Source organism: Delftia sp. GW456-R20, from assembly GCF_001622915.1.
Classification (GTDB): domain Bacteria; phylum Pseudomonadota; class Gammaproteobacteria; order Burkholderiales; family Burkholderiaceae_C; genus Comamonas; species Comamonas acidovorans.
In genome coordinates this window covers 182280-199043 of record NZ_LWCN01000001.1, presented here as the reverse complement: position 1 = coordinate 199043, position 16764 = coordinate 182280, and the positions used below count along the sequence as shown (strand labels likewise).

Below are 16764 nucleotides of genomic sequence, written 5' to 3'. Positions count from 1 at the left end.
CGGGCCCCACAGCCCGTTTTCCGTTTCTGGAGTGTTTGCATGTCGTATCGCGATCTGCGCGGAGTTCTTCCGTCGCGTCCTTCCCATCTGGCCCTTGTGGTGGCTGCCGTCTGCGCTTCGGGTGCCGTCTGTGCACAGACGGCAACAGGCAATGCCGCGCCCGCCACGGAGCTGCGCGAAGTCGTGGTCTCCGCCTCGGGTTTCGAGCAGGACATCAAGGAGGCGCCGGCCTCCATCACCGTCATCCCGCGTGAGGAACTGGCCAAGGGCCGCTTCGGCAGCCTGACCGACGCGCTGGAAAGCGTGGAAGGCATCGACGTGGGCGCCCCCGCAGGCAAGACCGGCGGCCTGAACATCAGCATCCGCGGCATGCCCAGCGACTACACGCTGGTGCTCATCGACGGCCGCCGCCAGAACTCGGCCGGCAACGTCACGCCCAACGGCTTTGGCGAGACGCAGACCAGCTTCATGCCGCCCATCGGCGCCATCGAGCGCATCGAGGTCATCCGCGGCCCCATGTCCACGCTCTACGGCTCCGACGCCATGGGCGGCGTGATCAACATCATCACCCGCAAGGTCGGCAAGACCTGGACGGGCAGCGTCAGCGCCGACTACACGCTGCAGGAAGAGTCGGAGTTCGGCGACATCAAATCCGGCAAGTTCTACCTGAGCGGCCCCATCAAGGAGGACCTGCTGGGCCTGTCGATCCGCGGCAGCACGCAGCGCCGGGCCGCTTCGGACATCACCTATGCGGGCGCCAACGGCCAGCCAGCCGTTCCCATCATGGGCGGCAACCCCGTCAAGTCCGAGATCAACAACCTGGGCCTGCGCCTGGCGCTCACGCCCAACAGGTACCACGACATCACGCTGGACCTGGACTCGGGCCGCCAGACCTATGACAACTCGCGCGGCCAGCTCGGCACGCTGGGGCTGCAGGGCGGCTACGGCCCCGAGCAGAAATACAACCGCGACCAGCTCACGCTGGCGCACACGGGCCGCTTCGGCTTCGGAACCTGGGACACCAGCTTCATGGTCAACCGCACCGAAACCATGGGCCGCACCGTTCCCCCGGGAACGCCGGGCGCGACACCGGGCGCTGCGCGCACGCTGGAGGTGGAAAGCAAGGTGCTGGACAGCAAGCTGGTCCTGCCCTGGGGTGCCCACCTGATCACGCTGGGCGGCCAGTGGTGGGATGCCGAGATGAAGGACGGCGTGGCGCCGAACAAGTTCGCCTTCACGCAGAAGGCCCTGTTTGCCGAGGACGAATGGAGCCTGACCGACGCCTTCAAGCTCACGCTGGGCGCGCGCTATGACCGCCACAGCCTCTTCGGCGGCAAGCTCAGCCCGCGCATCTACGGCGTGTGGAATGCCGCGCCGCAGTGGACCGTGAAGGGCGGCGTCAGCAACGGCTACAAGACGCCGCGTGTGGAGCAACTGGCGCCCGGCATCAACGGCTTCGGCCAGCAGGGCCGCCTGCCGCTGGTGGGCAGCCCCAACCTCAAGCCCGAAACCAGCCGCACCACCGAATTGGGCGTCTATTTCGACAGCCCCACGGGCTTTGCGGGCAGCGCCACGGTGTTCAACAACGAGTTCAAGGACAAGATCACCAGCGGCCCGGGCCTGATCAACTGCGACTTTGCGGCAGCGCCCAACCGCCCCGGCTGCGTGAGCTTCGGCAACTGGCCCCTGGTGGATGCCTTCGGCCAGTCCATCAACGTGGACGAGGCCGTCACGCGCGGGCTGGAGCTGAGCGCGCGCATGCCGCTGGCGCGCGGCTGGAACGCCAGCGCCAACTACACCTTCACCAAGAGCGAGCAAAAGAGCGGCCCCAACCGCGGCAACCCGCTGAGCGACACGCCCAAGCATGCGCTCAACGCCCGCCTGAACTGGGAGCCGGGTGCCCAGTGGAACCTGTGGCTGCGTGCCGAATACCGCAGCGAACGCTTCCGCGACCCCGGCACCAGCGCCAGCTCCCAGGCCGCCAAGGCCGCGCTGGGCAACTACAAGGCCTATACCCAGTTCCACCTGGGCGGCAGCTACCGCGTGAGCAAGCAGTTCACCATCAACGCGGCCATCTACAACCTGTTCAACAAGGATTTCGTGGACTACCAGCCCTACAACGTACCGGGCCAGGTCCAGGGTACCGTGATCTTTGGCAACCGCTACGCGAACAACCAGGAAGGCCGCCGCCTGTGGGTGTCTGCCAACTACGAGTTCTGAGGCGGGTTGCGGGGCGCCTGGCTGGCCTGCATGCGTGAAGGGGCCAGCCTGACCAGCACCTGCAGCGTGCGGTTCAGCGGCACGGGCACGCCCAGGGCCTCGCCGCGCCGCACCACGTAGCCGTTCAGGTGATCGATTTCGCTGGGCTTGCCCAGCGCCAGGTCCTGGGCGGTGGACGAAAACTGGCCCGGCATGGTGGCCGGCAGGCCGCGCACGGCAGCGGGCACGTCGCCGGGCAGGGCCACGCCGTCGGCCCTGGCCACGGCCAGGCATTCGGCCACCACGTCATCCACCACGTCCGTCACGCCGGGCGACTGCACCAGTGGGCCGTAGGGCAGCTGGCACAGCGCCGACAGCGCGTTGTAGGCGCAGTTGATCACCAGCTTGGCCCACAGCGCGCCGCGCACATCGGGCGATACCTGCACGGCAATGCCTGCCTTGCCAAACTGCAGGGCTACCTGTTCACTGAGTGCAGACGGAGCAATGACCAGCTCGCCGCGGCCGAAATGGCGCACATGGCCGGGACCGGCCATGGCCGTGGCCACATAGACCACGGCGGCCGCCACGGCAACGGACGGGCCCAGCACGGCGCGCACGCGCTCGTCGTTGTCCACGCCGTTTTGCATGGTCAGCACCAGGGCGCCGGGCGCCAGGTGCGGCTGCATCTCGCGGGCCGCTTCCTCGGTGGCCGTGGACTTGACGCAGAACATCACCACATCGGCATCGCGCACGGCGCTGGCCTCGGTCGATGCCTGCATGGGCACCTGGATGTCCAGCGCCGCCGTCTCCAGCCGCAGGCCATGCTGCTGCACGGCCTGCACATGGGCGGGACGGCCGATCAGCGTGACCTGGTGGCCGGCGCGTGCCAGCAGTGCGCCGAAATAGCAGCCCACGGCGCCTGCACCCATGACGGCGATGCGCAGCGGCGCGGTGGGGGAGGAGGGGCTGGCGGAAGAAGCGTCCATGGTGCGAATCGGATAGGCCTTTGATGGCGCCCAGTCTAGCCAGGCTGCCGTCAAGGGCCCATGCTGTCTTCCCTGCCGGGGGGGGCACTGCGGACTTCAGGCCGTCCTCATGCCGTGCTCATGCCGTCTGCAGGCACAGGTACTTGGTTTCCAGGTATTCCTCGATGCCGTGGCGCGAGCCCTCGCGGCCCAGGCCGGACTGCTTGACGCCGCCGAAGGGTGCGACCTCGTTGGAGATCAGGCCGGTATTGATGCCCACCATGCCGTACTCCAGCGCACGCGATACGCGCCAGATGCGGCGGTTGTCGTTGGTGAACAGATAGGCGGCCAGGCCGTAGATGGTGTCGTTGGCGCGGCGCACCACTTCGTCCTCGTCGTGGAAACGGAACAGCGGCGCCAGCGGGCCGAAGGTCTCTTCCTCGCAGACCCGCATGCTGTCGTTCACATCGGCCAGCAGCGTGGGCTCGAAGAACAACTGGCCCGGCACCGGGCGCCTGCCACCGGCCAGCAGGCGTGCGCCCTTGGACAGCGCGTCGGCCACATGGCTTTCCACCTTCTGCACGGCGGCCTCGTTGATCAGCGGGCCATGCGTCACGCCGGGCTCCAGGCCGTTGCCGACCTTGAACTCCGCCATGGCCCGCGCCAGGCGGCGGGCCAGTTCGTCATGGATGCCGTCCTGCACATAGATGCGGTTGGCGCATACGCAGGTCTGGCCCGCGTTGCGGAACTTGGAAGCCAGGATGCCGGCCACGGCCTGGTCGATATCGGCATCGTCGAACACGATCAGCGGCGCATTGCCGCCCAGCTCCAGCGACAGCTTCTTGACCGTGTCGCTGCACTGGCGCATCAGCAGCCGCCCGGTGGCCGTGGAGCCCGTGAAGCTGAGCTTGCGCACCACGGGGCTTTGCGTCAGCGCCTGGCCGATGTCCTGCGGATGGCCGGTCAGCACCTGGAACACACCGGCTGGAATGCCGGCCTCCTCGGCCAGCACGGCCAGGGCCAGGGCCGTGAAGGGCGTGCTTTCGGCCGGCTTGACCAGCATGGTGCAGCCGGCGGCCAGCGCCGGGCCGGCCTTGCGCGTGATCATGGCGGCCGGGAAGTTCCAGGGCGTGATGGCGGCGCACACGCCAATGGGCTCGCGCAGCGTCAGCAGTTGCTGGCCGGCCGTGGGCGACTGCAGCAGTTCTCCGTCCACGCGCTTGCCTTCCTCGGCAAACCATTCGATGAAGGAGGCCGCGTAGGCGATCTCGCCGCGTGCCTCGGCCAGGGGCTTGCCCTGCTCCAGGGTCATCAGCCGCGCCAGATCGTCCTGGTGCGCCAGCATCAGGTCGAACCAGCGGCGCAGGATGCCGGCGCGCTGCTTGCCCGTCAGCGCGGCCCAGGCGGGCAGGGCGCGCTGTGCGGCGGCAATGGCGGCTTCGGTTTCGCCGGCCTGCAGGGCAGGCACCTGGCCCAGGCGCTCGCCCGTGGCGGGGTTGAAGACGTCGATGGCGGGGCCGGAGCCCACGGCTCGCCAGCCCTCGGCGAGCAGGCAGGCCTGGCGGAACAGATCGGGGCGTTGCAGTGAAAGACTCATGGTGCGGCAGGGTGTGGCTGGGATGGGGATTCAGGCGGCGACTGGCTGGGACGCGCTCTGGGTGATGGCGCTGTCGATGATGTCCAGGGCCCTGGCGAACAGCGGCTGTGGAATCGTCAGCGGATAGAGAAAGCGGATGGCGTTGCCGTACAGGCCGCAGGTCAGCAGCAGCAGGCCCTGCTCCTGCGCGTGCCGGACGACGGCGGCCACGCGCTGCGCATCGGGCTCGCCGCTGCCGGGAAGGCGGAACTCCGCGGCCAGCATCGAGCCCAGTCCGCGCACGTCGGCAATGCCGGCATCCTGCGCCTGCAGGGCTTGCAGGCGCGCGCGCAGCTGGTTGCCCAGTGCGTGGGCGCGCTCGCACAGCCGTTCTTCATCGATCACGTCGAGCACGGCATGGGCCGCGGCCACGGCCAGCGGGTTGGCGGCATAGGTGCCGCCCAGGCCGCCGGGGTGGGGTGCGTCCATGATGGCCGCGCGGCCCACCACGCCCGAGATCGGCAGGCCGCCGCCCAGGCTCTTGGCCATGGTGATCAGGTCGGGCTGCACGCCGTAGTGCTCCATGGCGAACAGCTTGCCCGTGCGAGCGAAGCCGGTCTGCACCTCGTCGGCGATCAGCAGCATGCCGTGCTGGTCGCACAGCTGGCGCAGGCCGGTGAACAGGGCGGCAGGCACGGGGTGGAAGCCCCCTTCGCCCTGGACGGGCTCCACGATGATGGCGGCCACGCGCTGCGGGTCCACCGAGGTCTTGAGCAGCATGGCAATGGCGTCCAGCGACTGCTGCACGCTTACGCCGGCCTGCTCGCCGGGGAAGGGCGCGTGGAAGACTTCGCCCGGCATGGGGCCGAAGCCCTGCTTGTAGGGCGCCACCTTGCCCGTCAGTGCCATGCCCAGCTGGGTGCGGCCATGGAAGGCGCCCTGGAAGGCGATCACGGCCGAGCGTCCCGTGGCATGGCGCGCGATCTTGACGGCGTTCTCCACGGCCTCGGCGCCCGTGGTGAAGAAGGCGGTCTTGGCCGGGCCGGCGATGGGCGCCAGCGCATTGATGCGCTCGGCCAGCGCAATCGCGCTTTCGTAGGGAACGATCTGGAAGGCCGTGTGCGTGAAGCGCTCCAGTTGCTGCTGCACGGCCTGGACCACGCGCGGATGGCGATGGCCCGTGTTGAGCACGGCAATGCCGGCCGCGAAATCGATGTACTGCCGGCCCTCGGCATCGGTCAGCAGGGCGTTGTCGGCCTGCACGGCATGGAAGCCGCACATCACGCCCACGCCGCGCGGCATGGCGGCGTTGCGCCGGTTCTGGAGTTGCTGGTTCGGGGAAGAGGCGGTGGCGCTGGACATGAGAGGGTTCTCCGTTGATGGGGATGCAAGGCTTCCCGTTATAGTGGCCATTGGTTCCATGACTGGAGCCATCTTTTGAAAAGATGGTGGTGCCAATTGAGCGCGCCTCCACTTCCACCTCTATCCTCACTCCACCAAGGCAGGCATGGCAAAACCCTCCGTGTGCGCGGATCTCATCCTCCAGATGGACTGGCGCGGGCTGGGCGGCGACCGCACCCATCTCAACCGGGGCCTGTACCTGGCCATCCGCCAGGCCATAGACAGCGGGGCCCTGTTGCCGCGCAGCCGTCTGCCTGCCTCGCGTGACCTGGCGCGCGAGCTGGGCGTGTCGCGCAACACCGTCAACCACGCCTACGAGCAGCTGCAGGTGGAGGGCTATGTGCGCAGCCAGGTGGGGCGGGGCACGCATGTGGTGGACACCCTGCCTGCGGCCTTGCTGCTGAGCGGCGGGCGTGCGCCCGCACGCCGCGCCACCGCCGCGGCGCCCGCACCGGGCGGCGGCCTGTCTGCACAGGCGCAGGCCCTGCTGAAAACGGCCCAGGCCTCCGAGCAGCAATGGGGCGCCTTCATGCCCGGCGTGCCCGACGTGACCGAATTTCCGCGCGCCACCTATGCGCGCATCCACAACCGCCTGCTGCGCCACGCCGGGCCGCAACTGCTGACCTACGGCACGCGCGGCGGCGTGGACACGCTCAAGCAGGCCCTGGCCGAGCACCTGCGCGTGGCGCGCTCGGTGGACTGCGGGCCGGGCCAGGTGCTGATCACCGAAGGCGTGCACCAGGCCATCGACCTGGTGGTGCGCAGCCTTGCCGATCCCGGCGACTGCGTGTGGATGGAGGAGCCCGGCTACTGGGGCATTGCCAACGTGCTGCGCATGCAGCACGGGCTGCACCTGCACAGCGTGCCCGTGGACGAGGAGGGCATGCAACTGCCCGAAGGCCTGCCCGCGCCCCGGCTGATTTTCGTCACGCCCTCGCACCAATATCCCCTGGGCGCCGTCATGAGCATGGCCCGGCGCCGTGCGCTGATTGCCTATGCGCGCCGCGTGGGCGCCTGGATCGTGGAGGACGACTACGACAGCGAATTCCGCTTCTCCGGCAGTCCCGTGCCCAGCATGCAGGGCATGGAGGAAGGTGCGCCCGTGATCTACATAGGCACCTTCAGCAAAACCCTCTATCCGGGGCTGCGCATGGGCTACATGGTGCTGCCACCGGCGCTGGCCGAGCCCCTGCGGCGCATCCATTCCGAGCTGTACCGCGAGGGGCACCAGCTGCCCCAGCAGGTGATTGCCGAGTTGATCACCGAAGGCCACTACGCCGCCCACATCCGCAAGATGCGCCTGCTCTACGGCAAGCGCCGCCGCATGCTGCTGTCCCTGATCGAGCGCTACCTGGGCGCCGACCACCTGCCCTGGGTGGAAAGCAGCGCAGGCCTGCATTTCGTGATGCAGCTGCCGGGCCAGGACGACGATGTGGCACTTGCCGAGGATCTCCGGCAGGCGGGCATTTTCGTCAAGCCGCTGTCGCGCTATTACGCAGGCCCGCACAAGCGGCGCGGCCTGCTGCTGGGATACGCCTGCGTCTGCGAGGAGGAGATCGGTGCCGCCTTCTTCCGTATGCTGGCGGTGCTCGCAGCCCGGCATGGCCGGGGCTGAGGTTCTCTTTCCCAACCCCTTTGCCTGACGCACAAAGCTCCATGATCTCCATCCGCCCCGTTGATCCCCATGAATGGCCGCAGTACCGAGATATCCGCCTGCGTGCCCTGCGCGATGCCCCCGACGCCTTCGGCAGCACCTGGGCGGCAGAGGCTGCAAGGGCTGACGCGGACTGGGCTGCACGGCTGCAGGCCGCTGCTGCCGGGGGCAGGGACAGGGTGCTCTTCGCTGTCAACGGCGAACAGGCCTGCGGCCTGGTCTGGTGCAAGCTGTGTGCCGACGAGCCCGGCGTGGCCGACCTCTTTCAGATGTGGGTCGATCCTGCCGCGCGTGGCCGGGGCGCGGGCCAGGCGCTGCTGGCGCAGGCCGTCGCCTGGGCCTGGCAGATGGGCATGCGGCGTGTGCGGCTGGGCGTGACCGCAGCAGACTCTCCCGCCATGCGGCTGTATTTGGCGCATGGCTTCCGGGCGCAGGGCGATCTGCAGCCGCTGCGCGAGGGCTGCGAACTGCGGGTGCAGACGATGGCCCTGGACCGGGCCGGCGGCTGAACCGCTGCACGGCGCAGGCAGTCCCGGCAGTCAGTCCCGGCAGTCAGTCCCTATAGCCCCGGGGCGTCCACAGGGCCGTCCTGCGTCAACCCGGCAGCACGGCCGGTGAGGGCAACTGCCGGGTCTTGGCCAGTTGCGAATTGCTGTAGCGCAGGTCGGAGGTGACCTCCGCGCCCAGCCAGGCGGGCGATGGCGGCTGGATATCCTCGCTGGCCAGCTCGATCTCGGCCGTGACCAGGCCGGCCAGGGGGCCTTCGAACACATCGACCTCGAAGTCGAAACCGTCCACCGGCACGATGTAGCGCACCTTGTCGATGGCGCCATGCGCGCAGTGCTGGGCCAGCAGCGTCTCGGCATCGGCCAGCGGGATCCGGTATTCGAATTCGGCCCGGCTCATGCCGCGTGCCGGGCCCTTGAGCGTGAGAAATCCGGTGTCTCCGGCGATGCGCACCCGCACCCACATGCCGTTGTCGGCGATGTATCCCTGCGCCATGCGCACGCCGATCAGGCCTGCCACGATGCCAGGGTCGGCCACCAGGTATTTGCGTTCGATTTCGAGAGCCATGCTGTTGCCCGTGCAGACAAAGGCGGCAGTCTATCGCGCCACCGTCGCCCTGCCCGGCAGATGGCCCGCCACAAACAAAAAGCCCCGCAGGGGAGTGCGGGGCTTTCCAGGGGGGGCGGTTGCCGGCCCGGGGGCCGGCATCCACAGCGCCTTACAGCGAGTCGATGAAGCTGCGCAGCTTGTCCGAGCGGCTCGGGTGCTTGAGCTTGCGCAGGGCCTTGGCCTCGATCTGGCGGATGCGTTCGCGCGTGACGTCGAACTGCTTGCCCACTTCTTCCAGCGTGTGGTCGGTGGACATTTCGATGCCGAAGCGCATGCGCAGCACCTTGGCTTCGCGCGGGGTGAGGCCGTCGAGGATGTCCTTGACCACGTCGCGCAGGCCGGCCTGCATGGCGGCGTCCACGGGAGCGGTGTTGTTGGTGTCCTCGATGAAGTCGCCCAGGTGCGAATCGTCGTCGTCGCCGATCGGCGTTTCCATGGAGATCGGCTCCTTGGCGATCTTCATGATCTTGCGGATCTTGTCCTCGGGGATCTCCATCTTGGCCGCCAGGATGGACGCATCGGGCTCGAAGCCGAACTCCTGCAGATGCTGGCGCGAGATGCGGTTCATCTTGTTGATGGTCTCGATCATGTGCACCGGGATACGGATGGTGCGCGCCTGGTCGGCGATCGAGCGCGTGATGGCCTGGCGGATCCACCACGTGGCATAGGTCGAGAACTTGTAGCCGCGACGGTATTCGAACTTGTCCACCGCCTTCATCAGGCCGATGTTGCCTTCCTGGATCAGGTCCAGGAACTGCAGGCCGCGGTTCGTGTACTTCTTGGCGATGGAGATCACCAGGCGCAGGTTGGCCTCGATCATCTCCTTCTTGGCGTCACGGCTGGCGCGCTCGCCATCGTTCATGCGCTTGTTGATGCGCTTGAGCTCGTCCAGCGGCACGACCACGCGCGATTGCAGGTCGATCAGGTTCTGCTGCAGCTCCTGCACGGGCGGGATGTTGCGCTCGAGCACGTTGCTCCAGGGCTTGCCGGCCGCGACCTGCTGCACCACCCACTGCAGGTTCAGCAGGTTGGGCGGGAACTGGGCGATGAAGGTCTCCTGCGGCATGCCGCACTTGTCCACGATGATCTTGCGCAGCTCGCGTTCCTTCTTGCGCACGTCATCCACCTGGGCGCGCACGAGGTCGCACAGCTTCTCGATGGTCTTGGCCGTGAAGCGGATGGTCATCAGCTCTTCGGTCAGGGCCTTCTGCACCTTCATGTACACGGGCGTGCCGTAGCCGTCCTTGTCGTACACCTTGTGCATCTTGTCGAAGTTCTCGCGCATGGCGTCGAAGCGGCGCAGCGCCTCGTTCTTGAGTTCTTCGAGCTTCTTGGTCAGCGCCTTGGAGCCGCCCTTGCCGTCGTCGTCGTCCTCTTCGTCGTATTCGTCGAAGTCTTCTTCGGCCACGTAGTCGTCGTTCTCATTGGCGTTGACGAAGCCGTCGACGATGGTGGAGATGACGACCTTGCCTTCGCGGATTTCCTCGGACATGGCCAGGATTTCTGCGATGGTGGCAGGCGAGGCCGAGATGGCCTCCATCATGTCCATCAGGCCGCCTTCGATGCGCTTGGCGATTTCGATTTCGCCTTCGCGCGTCAGCAGCTCGACCGTGCCCATTTCGCGCATGTACATGCGCACGGGGTCGGTGGTGCGGCCGAACTCGGAGTCCACCGTGGACAGGGCGGCTTCGGCCTCTTCCTCGGCTTCCTCTTCGGTGGTGGCGGACTGGCCCGTGTTGTTCAGCAGCAGGGTTTCCGCGTCGGGCGTCTGCTCGTAGACGGCCACGCCCATGTCGTTGAGCATGGAGATCACGACTTCCAGCGTCTCGGCATCGACCAGCTTGTCGGGCAGGTGGTCGTTGATTTCGCTGTGCGTCAGGTAGCCGCGCGTCTTGCCCAGCTTGATCAGCGCCTTCAGGCGCTGGCGGCGGGTGGACATTTCCTCTTCGGTCAGGACGGTTTCGTCCAGGCCGAATTCCTTCATCAAGGCGCGTTCCTTGGCCTTGCTGATCTTCATGCGCAGGGGCTTGACCTTTTCGGCCGGGGCCGAAGTGGTCTCGACCTCGACTTCCACTTCGGTCTCGACCTCGGACTCGCCTTCACCTTCGCCGTCGATGTCGCCATCGATGTCGGACAGGTCGGCATCATCGATGTCGTCGCCGCCTTCCTTGGCTTTGGGCTTGCGGCCGCGCTTGGCGGGGGTCTTGGCAGCGGCGGTGGAGCTTGCGGCTGCCTTGGCCGGCGCCTTCTTGGCGGCGGCAGGCTTCTTTTCGGTCTGGGCGGGGGCGTCGTCGCCTTCGGCTGCCTTCTTGCGGCCGCGCTTGGGGGTCGCGGCGGCGAGCAGCTCGTCGGCCATGGCTTTGAGTTCGGCTTGGGACTTGGTTACCACGTCGGTATCTTTCTTTGCTTTGGCCGCAGATGCGGCGCTCTTCGGTCCTGCAGCGGCTTTGCCGGCACCGGCCTTGGCCGGGGCTGAAGAGGTTGTCGAAGTCTTGGGCTTCGCTGGAGCTTCGGGGGCCTGCTTGGACTTCACGGACTTTGAAACGGGCATGAACACCTCACGGTCAGGAGCGAACACACACAAAGGGAAACTCAAACAAGCGCCGCCTAGGCGCACGCGCGGACGGACTAGGTCCGCCAGGGAAGCGAAAAACGTTCCAGGCAAGATGTCTGGGCGAACATTTGGTGTGCAGTCCTTGCGGGAAATTGGGCCGTGCAGTTGCTGCAATCACGTGAGTTCTTCACGGGGCCCGGTCCGGAGGTGCTGCTGTCGCTCTTGCCGATAGCCCCTAATTATATCTGCTTACCTCGATTTCAAGAGGAAGTACGCATCTGGTTTTCCAGGACCTGCTGTCGGGCAAAGAGATCGCGATAGCGCTGGGCGGCGCTGGGGTCCCGTGCCATGTCGCGCACGGCTTCGTCGATCTGGGCCTTGATGTGGTCGATGACGATGCGGTTGAGCACGCCGCGCAGCTCGCGGCGCAGCTCGGACAGCTCGCCTTCGGGATGGGCGTGGGGGCCGCTCATCAGCTTGTCCGCCAGCACTTCATGGGGCAGGCCGCGCAGCTGCTCGCGCAGCACGGCGAAGGGCCGGGGGCCGGATTCCTGGAACTGTGCTTCCATCCAGCGGAACAGCGCGCCGTGCCCGGCGGCGCAGCGCGCCAGCGCCTCGAAGTCCTCGTGGGTGAGTTCTTCCATGAACTCCATGTGCGCCATGAGCAGGCGCGCCGCCTGGTCCGTGCGTGTGGCGGGTGCTACGCGCGGCCCCATGGGGGGCGGGTTGAAGTCGCTGCGGCCATTTTTGTCCCAGGGCTTGCGCGGCCAGGGCTTTTTGCCGCCGCGCCCGGGCTCGCCGCCGCGCCAGCCGCCTGCGCCGCCGCCCTGGCTGCCCCCCTCGGGCCAGCCCGAAGGGGTGTTGTATTCGGCCGGCTGGCCCCAGTCGGGCGCGGCCGGTGCATGGCTGGCCTGGCCCGGATGGTGGGCGCCACCGGCCATGGAGCCCCGTGCGGGACCGCTGCGGGCGGCTTCCTGCGACCACAGGTCCGAGAGATCGCGCGCATCCAGCTGCACGAGTTCGGCGATCTCGCCCAGCAGCTGGCGCTTGAGGGCGCCGTCGGGCAGTGCCGTCCACAGCGGGCGGGCATTGCTGGCCATGTGGGCACGGCCTTCGGCCTGGCCCAGGTCGCAGCCTTCGCTGGCCGCCTCGATGAGAAAGCGGCTCAACGGCAGCGCGTCGCCCACGTAGCGGGCAAAGGCTTCGCTGCCGTATTCGCGGATGAAGCTGTCCGGGTCATGCTCGGCGGGCAGGAAGAGGAATTTGACGCTGCGCGTGTCGCTGGCATAGGGCAGGGCCGCATCGAGCGCCTTGCGCGCGGCGCGCCGACCCGCCGCGTCTCCGTCGAAGCTGAAGACGACGGCTTCGGTAAATCGAAACAGTTTGTGAATATGGTCGGGTGTGCAGGCCGTGCCCAGCGTGGCGACGGCGTTGGCAAAGCCCAGCTGGGCCAGGGCCACCACGTCCATATAGCCTTCGGTGACCAGCGCATAGCCCATGTCGCGCAGGGCGGTGCGGGCCTCGAAGAGGCCGTAGAGCTCGCGCCCCTTGTGAAAGACCGGGGTTTCGGGCGAATTCAGGTATTTGGGCTTCTCGTCGCCGAAGACGCGGCCGCCGAAGCCGATGCACTCGCCCTTGACGTTGCGGATGGGAAACATCAGCCGGTCGCGGAAGCGGTCGTAGCGCTTGTCGTCGCCCTCGCCAACGATGACCAGGCCCGATTCTTCGAGCTGCGGATCGTCGTACTGCGGGAACACGCTGGCCAGCGACCGCCAGCCCGCAGGCGCGTAGCCCAGGCCGAAGCGCTTGGCGGTCTCGCCCGAGACGCCGCGGCGCTTGAGGTAGTCGATGGCCTGGGGCGATGCCTTGAGGTGCTTGCGGTAGGCGTCGCCTGCCTTCTCCAGCACGTCGGTGAGGGTGGCCTGTTTCTGCTTTTGCGCGGCCTGGCGCTCGCGCTCGGCGGGGCTGATGTCGTCCTGCGGCACCTGCAGGCCGACCTGGCCGGCAAGATCCTGCACGGCTTCGACGAAGCCCATGCCGGCATGGTCCATCAGAAAGCCGATGGCGTTGCCATTCTTGCCGCAGCCAAAGCAGTGATAGAACTGCTTGCTGGGACTGACGGTGAAGGAGGGCGACTTCTCGCTGTGGAACGGGCACAGGCCCATGAAGTTGGCGCCGCCCTTCCTGAGCTGCACGTAGCGTCCCACGATATCGACCACGTCGACGCGCGAGAGCAATTCCTGGATGAACGATTGGGGAATGGACACCCGCGTATTGTGCCTTCGCGGGGCCATCCGGCCGTGCCCCGGGGGCACTGGCCGGCGGTGCCCGGCCCTCAGCCCAGGCGCTGGAAGGTCAGCGTGAAGGCCACGCCATCGCGCGTGTTGTGCGCCTTGATCGTGCCGCCCATCTTGGCCATGTAGGTCCTGGCCACGAACAGGCCCTGGCCCCGGTGCTCGGCGCCGCCGGCGGCCGCCGGCTCCTGGGGGGCGGACACGCCCAGCTCGAAGATGCGCTCCAGCAGGTCCTCCGCAATGGTGGCGCCCTGGTTGTGCAGCGTGGCGCTGGCGGCGGACTCCGAGGCCGACAGCGACAGCGTGATGGCCGTGCCCGCGGGGCGGTAGCTGTCGGCATTGCGCAGGATGTGGGTGACCACGTCTTCCAGCGCAAACTCGTCGGCACGCACGATCACGGCGCCCGTGACGTCCCTGTTCCCGCCCCCGCCCCCTTCCCCGCTCCCGCCTTCGTAGACCACGTTGGCAATGCCCGCGAAGTGCGCGTTGGCGGCCACGTGGGACAGGAAGGCGTTCAGGTCCAGCCGGCCTTCGGGCACGTTGGCGGCCTGCAGCGCCTCGGCCGGCGATGCCGTGCCGTAGAGCACATGCACGGCCTGCTGCATGCGCTGCACGTAGCGGTGGCCGGGGTCGTCGGGCCCGTAAAGCACCATCAGCGATTGCAGGGGCGACATGATTTCGTGGCCCACGGCATGCCACATGTCGCGTTCCTGCTGGGCGCGCAGCTGTTCGCGCTGCAGGTCGTCCTTCACGCGCTGCAGCAGGTCGGCCAGTCCGCCGGCCAGAATGCCCAGCTCGTCGGAACCACGAAGGTCCGACACTTCAAGGTCGCCCAGGCGCGGGCCGACATGGCCGTCCTGCACGTTGTACGACACGGCGGCGGCGCGCCGGGTGAGGGCGGTCACGCGGCGGATCAGCCCCAGCTCGACGATCAGCCAGGCCAGCGCAATGGCGGCCAGCATGGCGCCCAGGTACCACGACAGGCGCGTGGCCACGGCGGCCAGGCCCTGCTCCACATCGCGCGGGTGGCCGGTGAAGCTGACGGTGTAGTTGCCCGTGGGCGTGTCCAGGATGTCCTGGCCCGTGGGCACGGCCGGGGTCATGGTGGCGGCGGAGACGCCGGCCGCATCCAGCGGCAGCCAGCTGATCAGGCGCAGCAGCCAGGGCGCCGACGGCGCGGCCTGCACATCCACGCCCTTGAGGGTGATGGCGCTGGCTTCGTCGGCACCCACCTTGCGGATCTGCACGCGCTCGCCCGGCAGCAGGCTGCGCGAGATGTCGTTGAGCGAGGCTGCCAGCTGCGCCCCAGGCGAGTTGCTGTCGAACAGCGGCGGCTCCGTGTCGCCGGGGGCCAGCATTTCCACTCGCACACGCATGCTGCCCAGGTCTTCAGGCGGCCAGACGGGGCGCACGTCCCTGCGGAACAGGGCTTCGCGGAACAGCTCGACCGGCAGGCGGATGGAGTAGTGCGTGCGGCGCAGGCAGTCGGCTGCAGGGGGTGTCTTGTCATTGCCCGCATTGCCCTGCACGCCAGGCGGCAGGTCGCGGCAATGGCCGTTCTGCCAGAGCCAGCCACGGAAATCGCGCACGGGCCGCGCGCGGGCGTCAAGCTGGGGCGTGCCGTTGTCCACAAAGCCGGTGAGCCGGCCGTGCTCGCCGTTGCCGGACTTGTTGCCCTGCTGCGGCATGGCCTCATAGGGCGCGATCCAGCGGTAGGTGCTGCCGCGCATGTCCAGCGTGATGCGGGCGCGGTGCGCCTGGGCGGGCTCGCGCGAGCCGCGCTCGCGCGGTGTCAGCTCGCCTGCGAAGAAGCTGCCCACCAGATAGATGAAGCCGCCTGCGTAGGGATTGTTGCCAATGGCTGCGCACAGCGAGGCGCCATCGGGATACTGCACCGAGCAGCCGGCCATCTCCACGGCCTGCTGGGACTTTTGCGGATCGTCGAAGTCGATGGCCGCGTAGGGCAGCAGCAGCGGCGCCAGCGGCGTCACGCCCTGGCCCAGGTGGCCGGCGTTGAGCAGGGCCAGCCGGCCCGAAGGATGGCGCAGCCGCGCCATGACCTCGGCCTGGCTGCGCACAAAGCCGTGCTGGTAGGCCTGCCAGGCGCGTTCCTTCTCGTCCTTGAGCACCACCACGCTCAGCGCCACCGTGGCCACGGCCAGCAGCACGAACACGCCGCGCAGCAGGATGCGCTGGCGGAAGGCGGCCAGGCCCAGGCGCGGCACTTCCAGCCGGGGCAGCTCCAGCCTGGGGTTGAGCAGGCGCTTCATGTGCGGACGGCGGCGCCGGCCTGGCCCACCCAGCGAAAGCCGCGCATGGGCACGTTCTCTATGCCTTCGAAGCCCGGGTCCACCTCGCGCAGGGCCTCGCGGATGGTGCTGACGTGCTTGCGCACGTTGTCGCGGTTGCGGCCGCTTTTGACCACCTCGAACAGCTCGTCGTAGGACACCACTTCGCCGCTGCGCTGGTGCAGCGTGGCCAGGATGCGCTGGGCCGTCAGCGGCAGGTTGATGCGCTCGCCGCGCCAGGTGGGCGTGCGCTGCCACAGCGGGTCCAGCACCAGGGCGTCGCCTGCGGGCGCTGCGGCGGCCTGCGCGGCCACGGGCGCCGCGCGCTGCGTGGTGCGCAGGATGTCCAGGAAGGTCTCGATGAAGTCCGCCTCCTCGAAGGTGGTCTTTTGCAGGTAGTCCCAGGCGTCCAGCGCTTTCATGATGCTGCGGTAGATGGCGGCCGGCATGGCCGAGACCACCAGCACCGGCGTGCCCTGGCCCAGCTTGTTGATGGCGTTGATCAGGGCCACGCCCGCATGGCGCTCGCGGCCCAGCTCGATGTCCAGCACCACGGCGTCGTAGTGCTCGCGGGCCAGGGCGGCCTCGGCCTCGTCGCGCGTGAACCACTGGTCGATCACGATGCCGCTGCGCGCACTGCGTATCCATCCCGCCAACTGGTTGCTGGTGGGCAGGTCGTCTTCGATCACGGCGATACGGGTCATGGGGCTGTGCGGT

General features: G+C 68.1%; 11 protein-coding genes. 3 read left to right on the top strand and 8 right to left on the bottom strand.

Translation table 11 applies throughout. The annotated features are described in order from the left end of the window. Positions 1–39: 39 nt before the first annotated feature. The gene (locus A4F85_RS00820) at positions 40–2220 is read left to right on the top strand and encodes a TonB-dependent receptor domain-containing protein (RefSeq protein WP_063325352.1); all 2181 of its coding nucleotides are present in this window, start codon (positions 40–42) and stop codon (positions 2218–2220) included. On the opposite strand, the gene A4F85_RS00815 is transcribed toward A4F85_RS00820, so the two are convergent. The 3 genes from A4F85_RS00815 to gabT form a co-directional block, all read right to left on the bottom strand. Beyond that, positions 2208–3185 carry a ketopantoate reductase family protein gene (locus tag A4F85_RS00815; RefSeq protein WP_063325351.1) on the bottom strand — a complete coding sequence of 326 codons (978 nt, stop codon included), beginning with the start codon at positions 3183–3185 and terminating at the stop codon, positions 2208–2210. The two genes, A4F85_RS00820 and A4F85_RS00815, sit on opposite strands and share 13 nt — an antisense overlap. Positions 3186–3303: 118 nt before the next feature. Beyond that, positions 3304–4761 (bottom strand): NAD-dependent succinate-semialdehyde dehydrogenase, encoded by a 1458-nt coding sequence (locus A4F85_RS00810; protein ID WP_063325350.1) that lies wholly within the window; start codon positions 4759–4761, stop codon positions 3304–3306. Between the two features lie 30 nt (positions 4762–4791). After that, entirely contained in the window at positions 4792–6102 is a 1311-nt protein-coding gene (gene gabT / locus A4F85_RS00805; RefSeq protein WP_063325349.1) for a 4-aminobutyrate--2-oxoglutarate transaminase, read from the bottom strand. Positions 6103–6247: 145 nt separating this feature from the next. Between gabT and pdxR the strand changes: the two genes are divergently transcribed. Then, the gene (gene pdxR / locus A4F85_RS00800) at positions 6248–7756 is read left to right on the top strand and encodes a MocR-like pyridoxine biosynthesis transcription factor PdxR (protein WP_063325348.1); all 1509 of its coding nucleotides are present in this window, start codon (positions 6248–6250) and stop codon (positions 7754–7756) included. Between the two features lie 41 nt (positions 7757–7797). After that, on the top strand, positions 7798–8304 hold the full coding sequence (locus tag A4F85_RS00795; protein WP_063325347.1) for a GNAT family N-acetyltransferase: 507 nt from the start codon (positions 7798–7800) through the stop codon (positions 8302–8304). An 85-nt stretch (positions 8305–8389) separates the two neighbouring features. On the opposite strand, the gene A4F85_RS00790 is transcribed toward A4F85_RS00795, so the two are convergent. The 5 genes from A4F85_RS00790 to A4F85_RS00770 form a co-directional block, all read right to left on the bottom strand. Continuing rightward, positions 8390–8869, bottom strand: coding sequence for a CYTH domain-containing protein (locus A4F85_RS00790; RefSeq protein WP_063325346.1), 480 nt, complete (start codon positions 8867–8869; stop codon positions 8390–8392). 151 nt (positions 8870–9020) lie between these two features. Then, the gene (gene rpoD, locus A4F85_RS00785) at positions 9021–11462 is read right to left on the bottom strand and encodes an RNA polymerase sigma factor RpoD (protein ID WP_013801152.1); all 2442 of its coding nucleotides are present in this window, start codon (positions 11460–11462) and stop codon (positions 9021–9023) included. A 263-nt stretch (positions 11463–11725) separates the two neighbouring features. Beyond that, on the bottom strand, positions 11726–13759 hold the full coding sequence (gene dnaG / locus A4F85_RS00780; RefSeq protein WP_063325345.1) for a DNA primase: 2034 nt from the start codon (positions 13757–13759) through the stop codon (positions 11726–11728). 41 nt (positions 13760–13800) lie between these two features. Next, positions 13801–16029 carry a sensor histidine kinase gene (locus A4F85_RS00775; protein ID WP_063325344.1) on the bottom strand — a complete coding sequence of 743 codons (2229 nt, stop codon included), beginning with the start codon at positions 16027–16029 and terminating at the stop codon, positions 13801–13803. Then, positions 16026–16751 carry a response regulator transcription factor gene (locus A4F85_RS00770; protein WP_012206841.1) on the bottom strand — a complete coding sequence of 242 codons (726 nt, stop codon included), beginning with the start codon at positions 16749–16751 and terminating at the stop codon, positions 16026–16028. Before A4F85_RS00770 ends, A4F85_RS00775 begins: the two co-directional genes overlap by 4 nt. Positions 16752–16764: the final 13 nt, after the last annotated feature.

Bases quoted from the DNA above. Each gene is read 5' to 3' on its own strand.
- A4F85_RS00820 (WP_063325352.1), top strand. From the start codon at position 40: ATGTCGTATCGCGATCTGCGCGGAGTTCTTCCGTCGCGTCCTTCCCAT.
- pdxR (WP_063325348.1), top strand. From the start codon at position 6,248: ATGGCAAAACCCTCCGTGTGCGCGGATCTCATCCTCCAGATGGACTGG.
- dnaG (WP_063325345.1), bottom strand. From the start codon at position 13,759: ATGGCCCCGCGAAGGCACAATACGCGGGTGTCCATTCCCCAATCGTTC.
- rpoD (WP_013801152.1), bottom strand. From the start codon at position 11,462: ATGCCCGTTTCAAAGTCCGTGAAGTCCAAGCAGGCCCCCGAAGCTCCA.
- A4F85_RS00810 (WP_063325350.1), bottom strand. From the start codon at position 4,761: ATGAGTCTTTCACTGCAACGCCCCGATCTGTTCCGCCAGGCCTGCCTG.
- gabT (WP_063325349.1), bottom strand. From the start codon at position 6,102: ATGTCCAGCGCCACCGCCTCTTCCCCGAACCAGCAACTCCAGAACCGG.
- A4F85_RS00815 (WP_063325351.1), bottom strand. From the start codon at position 3,185: ATGGACGCTTCTTCCGCCAGCCCCTCCTCCCCCACCGCGCCGCTGCGC.
- A4F85_RS00775 (WP_063325344.1), bottom strand. From the start codon at position 16,029: ATGAAGCGCCTGCTCAACCCCAGGCTGGAGCTGCCCCGGCTGGAAGTG.
- A4F85_RS00770 (WP_012206841.1), bottom strand. From the start codon at position 16,751: ATGACCCGTATCGCCGTGATCGAAGACGACCTGCCCACCAGCAACCAG.
- A4F85_RS00790 (WP_063325346.1), bottom strand. From the start codon at position 8,869: ATGGCTCTCGAAATCGAACGCAAATACCTGGTGGCCGACCCTGGCATC.
- A4F85_RS00795 (WP_063325347.1), top strand. From the start codon at position 7,798: ATGATCTCCATCCGCCCCGTTGATCCCCATGAATGGCCGCAGTACCGA.